Origin of the sequence: Limimaricola litoreus (assembly GCF_024159025.1) — a bacterium.
GTDB classification, from domain to species: domain Bacteria; phylum Pseudomonadota; class Alphaproteobacteria; order Rhodobacterales; family Rhodobacteraceae; genus Limimaricola; species Limimaricola litoreus.
Genome location: NZ_JAMYXC010000248.1, coordinates 1 through 8,146, shown reverse-complemented (window position 1 = coordinate 8,146; position 8,146 = coordinate 1). Strand labels below are relative to the sequence as shown.

Below are 8,146 nucleotides of genomic sequence, written 5' to 3'. Positions count from 1 at the left end.
GGGCGGGCGCGGCGGCGGGGGTCTGCTGCAGGGTCTGCTCTTGGGTCTGGGCCGGGGTCGCGGCCTGCGCGCCGCCCGCATCCCCGCGCGCGCCAACCGGCCAGAAGCGCCCGCGATACTGTGCGCCATCCGCGAGAAAGGCGTCGCCCGGGATCGCGCCCTGGGCCTTCAGCTGGCTCAGAAGGCGCTGCGCCTCGTTGCTGTCATAGGGGCCGAGCGCGATGCCGTACCAGCCGGTGCCCAGCGCATAGCCCGACACCGCGTCGAACCGGCCCGCATAGGCCCGCGCGCGCGCCTCGGCCCGGCTCAGCGTCGGCAATGCCTCGACCTGCAGCCAGACGCCGCCGTCCTGTGCCCAGCCGGGGCCGGTGAAAAAGCCCGTGGCGAGCAGGGCTGCAAGCAGTCGTTTCATGTGAATCGCGCGTCCCGTTGTGCTGAACTTGGCCACGGACCATAGCACCGCCCGGGGCGGGGACCATGCCAAAGCGCCGCGCCGGGCATGGCTGTTGCGCCGCCGCGCCATGATTGACCCTGTCTGCGGCGCGCCGTAAGCAGGCCCGCGATCCGTGACCCCCGCGAGAGGCCCCCAGATGACCGACGCTCCCCGTTCCTTCCAGGAGATCATCCTGCGGTTGCAGTCCTACTGGGCCTCGAAGGGCTGCGCCGTGCTGCAGCCCTATGACATGGAAGTGGGGGCGGGCACCTTCCACCCGGCCACGACGCTGCGCGCGCTCGGCTCGAACCCCTGGGCCGCGGCCTATGTCCAGCCCTCGCGCCGCCCGACCGACGGGCGCTATGGCGAGAACCCGAACCGGCTGCAGCACTATTACCAGTACCAGGTCATCATCAAACCCAGCCCGCCGGATCTGCAGGAACTCTATCTCGGCTCGCTGCGCGCGATCGGCATCGACCCGACCCTGCACGACATCCGCTTCGTCGAGGACGATTGGGAAAGCCCGACGCTGGGCGCCTGGGGCCTTGGCTGGGAGGTCTGGTGCGACGGCATGGAAGTGTCGCAGTTCACCTATTTCCAGCAGGTCGGCGGGCATGACTGCCGCCCCGTCTCGGGCGAGCTGACCTACGGGCTGGAGCGTCTGGCGATGTATGTGCTCGGCGTCGATCACGTCATGGAGATGCCGTTCAACGACCCCGACGCGCCGATCGCGCTGAAATACGGCGATGTGTTTCGCCAGACCGAGGAGGAATACTCGCGCCACAACTTCGACACCGCGACCACCGAGATGCTGCTGCGGCATTTCGAGGATGCGGAGGCCGAATGCGCGAAGATCCTCGATGCGCCCGCCGAAGACCCCCGCACCGGCAAGCGCATCGTGATGGCGCACCCGGCCTATGACCAGGCGATCAAGGCGTCGCACCTGTTCAACCTTCTCGACGCGCGCGGCGTCATTTCGGTGACCGAGCGGCAGGCCTATATCGGCCGCGTCCGGGCGCTCGCCAAGGCCTGCGCCGATGCCTTCGTCACCACCCGCGCGGGCGGTGCCGAGGCATGATCACCCGCATCGTGATCTCGGTGCTGTTGGCCTTCGCGCTCTTTTCGGGCGTGCTGATGTGGTATCTGCAGGTCTATGCCTATTACGACGAGCTGACGCCCGCGCAGGTGGGCGAGGTCGTGGTGCTCGACGATCGCGCCGCGCCGGTGCGCGTCGCCGTCTCCGACCTGCGCGCGATCGACAGCGACAGCTCACCCATCCGCTTTCGCGCCTGCATGGAGATCGAGGACGCCACCGCCTTCGACAATGCCGTGATCCACGAGCGGGCCGAGCCGCTGGTCGCCCCCGGCTGGTTCGACTGCTTCGATGCGCGCGAGGTGGGCGAGGCGCTCGAGAGCGGGCAGGCCCGCGCTTACGTCTGGAAGCTAAACGAGCCCTACGGCATCGACCGCGTGCTCGCGGTGATGCCCGACGGGCGCGGCCTTGCCTGGAACCAGATCAACGTCTGCGGCGAGGTCGTCTTCGACGGCGACCCGGCCCCCGCCGGCTGCCCGACCCCACCCGAAGGGACCAATTGATGCCCGACCTGCTGATCGAACTGTTTTCCGAGGAAATCCCCGCGCGCATGCAAAAGCGCGCCGCCGACGACCTCAAGCGCATGGTGACCGACGGTCTCGTCGAGGCCGGTCTCACCTATGCCTCCGCCGGGGCCTTTCACACGCCGCGCCGCCTCGCGCTGTCGATCGAGGGGCTGTCCGAGGCCAGCCGCGACACCACCGAGGAGCGCAAGGGCCCGCGCACCGATGCGCCGGAAAAGGCGCTCGAGGGCTTCCTGCGCTCGACCGGGCTGACCCGCGACCAGCTGGAGATCCGCGACGAGAAGAAGGGCCAGGCCTATTTCGCGCGGATCACGCACAAGGGGCGGCCCGCCGAGACGATCGTGGCCGAGGTGCTGGAAGCGGCGATCCGCAATTTCCCGTGGCCCAAGTCGATGCGCTGGGGCGCGGGCGATCTGCGCTGGGTGCGGCCGCTGCATTCGATCCTGTGCATCCTGACGGATGAACAGGGGGCACGGGTGGTGCCGATGGAGATCGCCGGGATCGAAGCCGCCGACACCACGCGGGGCCACCGCTTCATGGGGTCGGACGAATTCTCCGTCACCTCCTTCGAGGATTACGAGGCCAAGCTCAAGCGCGCGCATGTCATGCTGCGCGCCGAGGAGCGGGCCGAGGTGATCTGGTCCGAAGCCTCCTCCCAAGCCTTTGCCCAGGGGCTGGAGCTGGTCGAGGATCGCGGGCTTCTCGACGAGGTTGCGGGCCTCGTGGAATGGCCGGTGGTGCTGATGGGCGAGATCGGCGAGGAATTCCTCGGCCTGCCGCCCGAGGTGCTGCAGACCTCGATGAAGGAGCACCAGAAGTTCTTTTCGGTGCGCGATCCCAAGTCCGGCAGGATCACCCGCTTCGTCACCGTCGCCAATATCGAGACGCGCGATCACGGCGCGATCATCCTCGCAGGCAATGGCAAGGTGCTGTCGGCCCGGCTCGCCGATGCCAAGTTCTTCTGGGAGAACGACCTGCGCGTGGTGAAGGATCACGGGCTCGAAGGCATGGCCGAGGGGCTGTCGAACGTGACCTTCCACAACCGCCTCGGCTCCCAGTCCGACCGCATCGCCCGCATCGCGGCGCTGGCGCGCGAGATCGCGCCGCAGGTGTCGGCCGATGCCGATGATGCCGAAAAGGCCGCGAAGATCGCCAAGGCCGACCTGCGCTCCGAGATGGTCGGCGAGTTTCCGGAGTTGCAGGGGCTGATGGGGCGCTATTATGCCCAGGCCCAAGAGCTGAAGCCCGAGATCGCCGCCGCGGCGCAGGAGCATTACCAGCCGCTCGGCCCCTCGGACGCCGTGCCCTCCGCGCCTGTCTCGGTCGCCGTGGCGCTGGCGGACAAGCTCGACACGCTGGCGGGCTTCTGGGCCATCGACGAGAAGCCCACCGGTTCCAAAGACCCCTTCGCGCTGCGCCGCGCGGCGCTGGGCGTGATCCGGCTGGTGCTGTCGAACGGGCTGCGGCTGAAGCTGCGCGAGCTGATCGCTGCCGCCGACGACCGCGCCAGCGCCGATGATCTGCTGTCCTTCTTCCACGACCGGCTCAAGGTCCATCTCCGCGCCGAGGGCATCCCGCATGACGTCATCGACGCCTGCATCGCCATGCCCGGCAATGACGACCTGACGCTTCTTGTCGCCCGGGCCGAGGCGCTCGCCGCCTTCCTCAAGACCGAGGATGGCGAAAACCTGACGCAGGGCTTCAAGCGCGCGAACAACATCCTCGCGCAGGCCGAGGCCAAGGACGGGGTCGAGTATTCCTTTGGCGCCGACGCCAAGTTCGCCGAAAGCGCCGAGGAAAAGGCGCTCTTCGCCGCACTCGACGGGGCGCAGCCGAAGATCGACGCGGCGATGGCTGCGGAGGATTTCGGCGCCGCGATGGGCGCAATGGCATCCTTGCGCGCGCCGATCGACGCCTTCTTCGAGGCGGTACAGGTCAATTCCGACAATCAGGTGCTGCGCCGCAACCGGCTCAACCTGCTGTCGCGCATCCGCACCACCTGCGGCGCGGTGGCGGATTTGACGAAAATCGAAGCCTGAGCGCCTGCGACGAAGGCCGTGCTTGGCGGATCGCCTTGCACGGCCTATCTTGCGGCGACAAGGAGTGCCGCAGTGCAGCAATTGCCACGAGATCCGAAGATCCTGTTGATTACCTCCGAGGCCGACATGTCGGCCTCGCGCCATGGTGGCCGGGCCAAGTGTTTGCAGCGGCTGGTGCGCATGGGGCTGCCGTTACCGACCACGGTGGCGCTGTCGTTCTCCTGCGTGCATTCGATCGCGCAGGGGCGGATGCCCGACATGGCACAGATCATGCGCCATTTCGGAGAGTCGCCGCTCCTGTCGGTGCGCCCGTCGAGCCAGGACCCCGATTGGGGCGGGCCGGGCGCGATCCTCAACATCGGCATGACAGATCTCGCCCATGCCCGCATGTGCGAGCAGATGGGCGAGGAGGCCGCGACCTCGCTCTACCTGCGCTTCATCCAGAGCTGGGCGGTGCATGTCGCCCGGCTCGATCCCGACAGCTTCGACATCCCCGACCGCCCCGGCCCCGGCGCGCTGCAGGCCGCATTGGCCGCCTACGAGGCCGAGGCCGAGGAGCCTTTCCCGCAGGACATCACGGTGCAGCTGTGCGAGGTGCTGCGCTCCATGGCCCGCGCCTGGGAGGGGACGACCGCGCGGCTCCTGCGCCAGGCCAAGGGCGCGCCCGCCGATGCCGGGCTCGGCCTCGTGGTGCAGCAGATGGCGCTCGGCGTCGGGCAGGGGGAATGCGGCTCGGGCGTGATCCAGTTCGTTGACAGCCAGACCGGCCAGCCGCAGGTCACCGGCCGCTATCTCAGCCAGAGCCAGGGGCGCGACGCGCTCAAGGCGGATGCGGGGGCGATCTACCTGACCCGCGACGACCGGGGGCTTTCGTTCGAGGAGCTGTGTCCCGAAGCCTTCGAGCGGCTCTTGCGGATGGGGCATCTGTGCCGCGAACGGCTGCGCGAGGAGATGCAGATCGAGTTCACCCTGCACGAGGGCGAGCTGCACGTGCTCGACGCGGTGCGGGTGCAGCGCTCCTCACGCGCGAGCGTGCGCATTGCCGTGGCATTGGCCGAGGACGGGATGATCCCGCGCGAGGAGGCGGTGCTTCGGGTCGAGCCGCAGGCGCTGTCGGAGCTGCTGCACCGCCATGTCGATCCTTCGGCGCCGCGCGACCTCATCGTCTCGGGCATCGCCGCCTCGCCGGGGGCGGCGACGGGGCGGATCGTCTTCTCGGCCAATGCGGCGCAGGCCTCGGCCGCGCGCGGCGAGCCTTGCATTCTCGTACGGCGCGAAACCACGCCCGAAGACATCCGCGGCATGCACGCGGCCGAGGGCGTGTTGACCATCCGCGGCGGCATCACCAGCCACGCGGCGGTGATCGGCCGCGGCCTCGGCCTGCCTTGCGTGGTGGGCGCCTCCGAGCTGACCTTCGATCCCAAGCGGCGGCAGATGGTGACCGGAGGCGGGCGCAGGCTGTCGGAAGGCGATGTCATCACCCTCGACGGCACCTCGGGCGAGGTGCTGGCAGGCGAGCCCGCGATGTTCGAGGCGGTGCTCGACGGGGCCTTTCGCCGCCTGCTCGACTGGGCCGATGATTTCCGCGACATCGGCGTGCGCGCCAATGCCGACACCCCCGCCGATGCGCAGACCGCGCGCAATTTCCAGGCGCAAGGGATCGGGCTGTGCCGGACCGAGCACATGTTCTTCGAGGAAGGGCGCATCGGCATGATGCGCGAGATGATCTTCGCCAAGGACGAGGCGGCGCGGCGCGCGGTGCTCGAACGGCTCCTGCCGATGCAGCGCGCCGATTTCGCGCGATTGTTCGAGATCATGCAGGGCCAGCCGGTCTGCATCCGCCTGTTCGACCCGCCGCTGCACGAATTCCTGCCCTCGGACCGCGCGGGCATGCGCGATCTGGCCGACGGGCTGGCCGTGACCCTGTCGGATGTCGAGGCGCGGGTCGCGGCGCTCACCGAATACAACCCGATGCTGGGAATGCGCGGCGTGCGGCTCGGGATCACCGTGCCCGAGATCTACGAGATGCAGGCGCGCGCCATCTTCGAGGCGACGGTGCAGGCGAGCAGCGACGGCGAGGCGGTGGTGCCCGAGGTGATGATCCCGCTGGTCTCGGCGATGAAGGAGGTCGAGCTGGTCAAGGCGCGGATCGATGCCGTGGCCGCGCAGGTGCGCGCGCATTCCGGCGTGGCCTTCGACTACCGGCTCGGGGTCATGGTCGAGACGCCGCGCGCGGCGCTGCGCGCGGCCGACATCGCCCAGCACGCGGCCTTCCTCTCCTTCGGCACCAACGACCTGACCCAGATGACCTACGGCCTGTCGCGCGACGATGCGGGGCGCTTCATGTCGATCTACGTCAAGAACGGCGTCTATGAGGAGGACCCGTTTCACAGCCTCGACCTCGAAGGCGTGGGCGAGCTTCTCAAGATCGGCGCCGAACGTGGCCGCGCCGGGCGTGCGGATGTCACCCTTTCGATCTGCGGCGAACACGGCGGCTCGCGCAACGCGATCGAATTTTGCCGTCGGCAAGGGTTTGATTACGTGTCCTGCTCGCCCTTCCGCGTGCCGGTCGCCCGGCTCGCCGCCGCGCAGCTGGCGCTGTCGGACAAGGGGCGGTGCTGACAAAAACACCACTATCGTATAGCTCGATGTGGATAATGGCGATTTTCTGCTTGCAACTGTGGCAGAGAATCGCCGGTTCCATGCGATCCGGGTGACGCTGAGGTAGACACGCCTTACCCGATCCCCTACCTCCCCACCTGCCAGCGCGGGGCCTACCGCGAGGAACCGGGGATACTGCAATGAAGCGACTGAACTTTCTGCGCCTGCCCATGTTTGGCGCGATGGCTTGTCTTGCGACATTCGCGGCCGCAGCACCAGCCACCGCCAGTGAGGGGTCCCTCGCCGCGGCGCAGAATAAGGGCGGTGTCGCGCTCGACGCGGAAACCCGCCTGTCCCTGCTTCTGGGTCAACAACGTGACGCGGGCGAAATTGTTCCCGCCGTGGCCGCATCCGAAGGCCAGGTGCTTCCGGCCGCAGCCGATCGGGGGCTGAGCATCGTCTCCCGGACCAGCCAGGATTACGACGCGCTGATGGCAGCGCTGCCTTCCGCCAAGGGCAGTGCCGAATGGGAGTGTCTGACCGAGGCGCTCTATTTCGAAGCCCGCGGCGAATCGCTCGAAGGGCAGTTCGCGGTGGCCGAGGTGATCCTCAACCGCGTTGACAGCCCCGATTATCCCGGCTCGATCTGTGGCGTGGTGAATCAGGGCACCGGTCGCAAATATGCCTGCCAGTTCTCCTACACCTGCGACGGCATCCCGGACACGGTCAAAGACCGCGGCTCCTGGAACAAGCTCGGCCGGATCGCCAAGATCATGATCGAGGACGGGCCGCGCCAGCTGACCGGCGGCGCCACCCATTATCACACCACGGCGGTGAACCCCTCCTGGGCTGGGCGCATTCCCCAGACCGCGGCGATCGGCGCGCATCTGTTCTACCGCGAGGCGACCCGCACCGCCTCGAACTGAGGCCCCGCTTGCCGGGCGGGCAGGGGAGCGTTAGATGCCCCATGCCCGCAAGCCCGGAGGGGCCAGATGACCGACGAGACACGCCACGCTTTCGAGCATCCGCAGGCCCGCGCCGCTGCCACGGCCCCGGCGCTGCGCGACCGCATCCTGCTTCAAGATCACGTCATTGAGGTCGAGATCGGCGCGTTCCGCTCCGAGCGCGGCGCGACGCAGCGCCTCGCCTTCGACATCGTGGCCGAGCTGACCCCGTCCCCGCCCGCCGGCGACGACGTCGACCGCATTCTCTCCTATGATCGGCTGACCGAAGCAGTGGCCGATTCGCTGGCCGTCGAGCGGCTCGATCTGCTCGAAACACTGGCCGAACGGATCGCCGAGCGCATCCTCGCGGAGCCGCAGGCCGAGCGTGTCTTCGTGCGCATTCGCAAGCTCGACCGCGGCCCCGGCGCCCTGGGTGTCGAGATCATGCGCGCGGGCCCGAGCACGCGCCCCGCCTCTCGCGCGCCGCGTCCGGTGGTGGCGCTGGTCTCTGC

Annotated in this window: 7 protein-coding genes; 6 read left to right on the top strand and 1 reads right to left on the bottom strand. The window is 68.6% G+C overall.

The genetic code is table 11. The features are described 5' to 3' along the window. Nucleotides 1-412 (bottom strand): SPOR domain-containing protein (locus NHG85_RS15775; protein WP_253334052.1); only part of this gene is annotated, 412 nt, incomplete at its 3' end. 178 nt (nt 413-590) lie between these two features. Between NHG85_RS15775 and NHG85_RS15770 the strand changes: the two genes are divergently transcribed. The 6 genes from NHG85_RS15770 to NHG85_RS15745 all read left to right on the top strand — a co-directional run. After that, nucleotides 591-1,511: a glycine--tRNA ligase subunit alpha gene (locus tag NHG85_RS15770; RefSeq protein ID WP_253334050.1), complete on the top strand. Its 921-nt coding sequence runs from the start codon at nt 591-593 to the stop codon at nt 1,509-1,511. Further along, the gene (locus NHG85_RS15765) at nt 1,508-2,029 is read left to right on the top strand and encodes a DUF6446 family protein (RefSeq protein WP_253334048.1); all 522 of its coding nucleotides are present in this window, start codon (nt 1,508-1,510) and stop codon (nt 2,027-2,029) included. Before NHG85_RS15770 ends, NHG85_RS15765 begins: the two co-directional genes overlap by 4 nt. Next, nucleotides 2,029-4,089: a glycine--tRNA ligase subunit beta gene (gene glyS, locus NHG85_RS15760; RefSeq protein WP_253334041.1), complete on the top strand. Its 2,061-nt coding sequence runs from the start codon at nt 2,029-2,031 to the stop codon at nt 4,087-4,089. Before NHG85_RS15765 ends, glyS begins: the two co-directional genes overlap by 1 nt. A gap of 126 nt (nt 4,090-4,215) precedes the next feature. After that, entirely contained in the window at nt 4,216-6,711 is a 2,496-nt protein-coding gene (locus tag NHG85_RS15755) for a putative PEP-binding protein (protein WP_253334054.1), read from the top strand. Between the two features lie 179 nt (nt 6,712-6,890). Beyond that, the gene (locus NHG85_RS15750) at nt 6,891-7,616 is read left to right on the top strand and encodes a cell wall hydrolase (protein WP_253334039.1); all 726 of its coding nucleotides are present in this window, start codon (nt 6,891-6,893) and stop codon (nt 7,614-7,616) included. A gap of 66 nt (nt 7,617-7,682) precedes the next feature. Continuing rightward, nucleotides 7,683-8,146: dihydroneopterin aldolase (locus NHG85_RS15745; RefSeq protein WP_253334037.1), on the top strand; the 464-nt coding region annotated here is incomplete at its 3' end.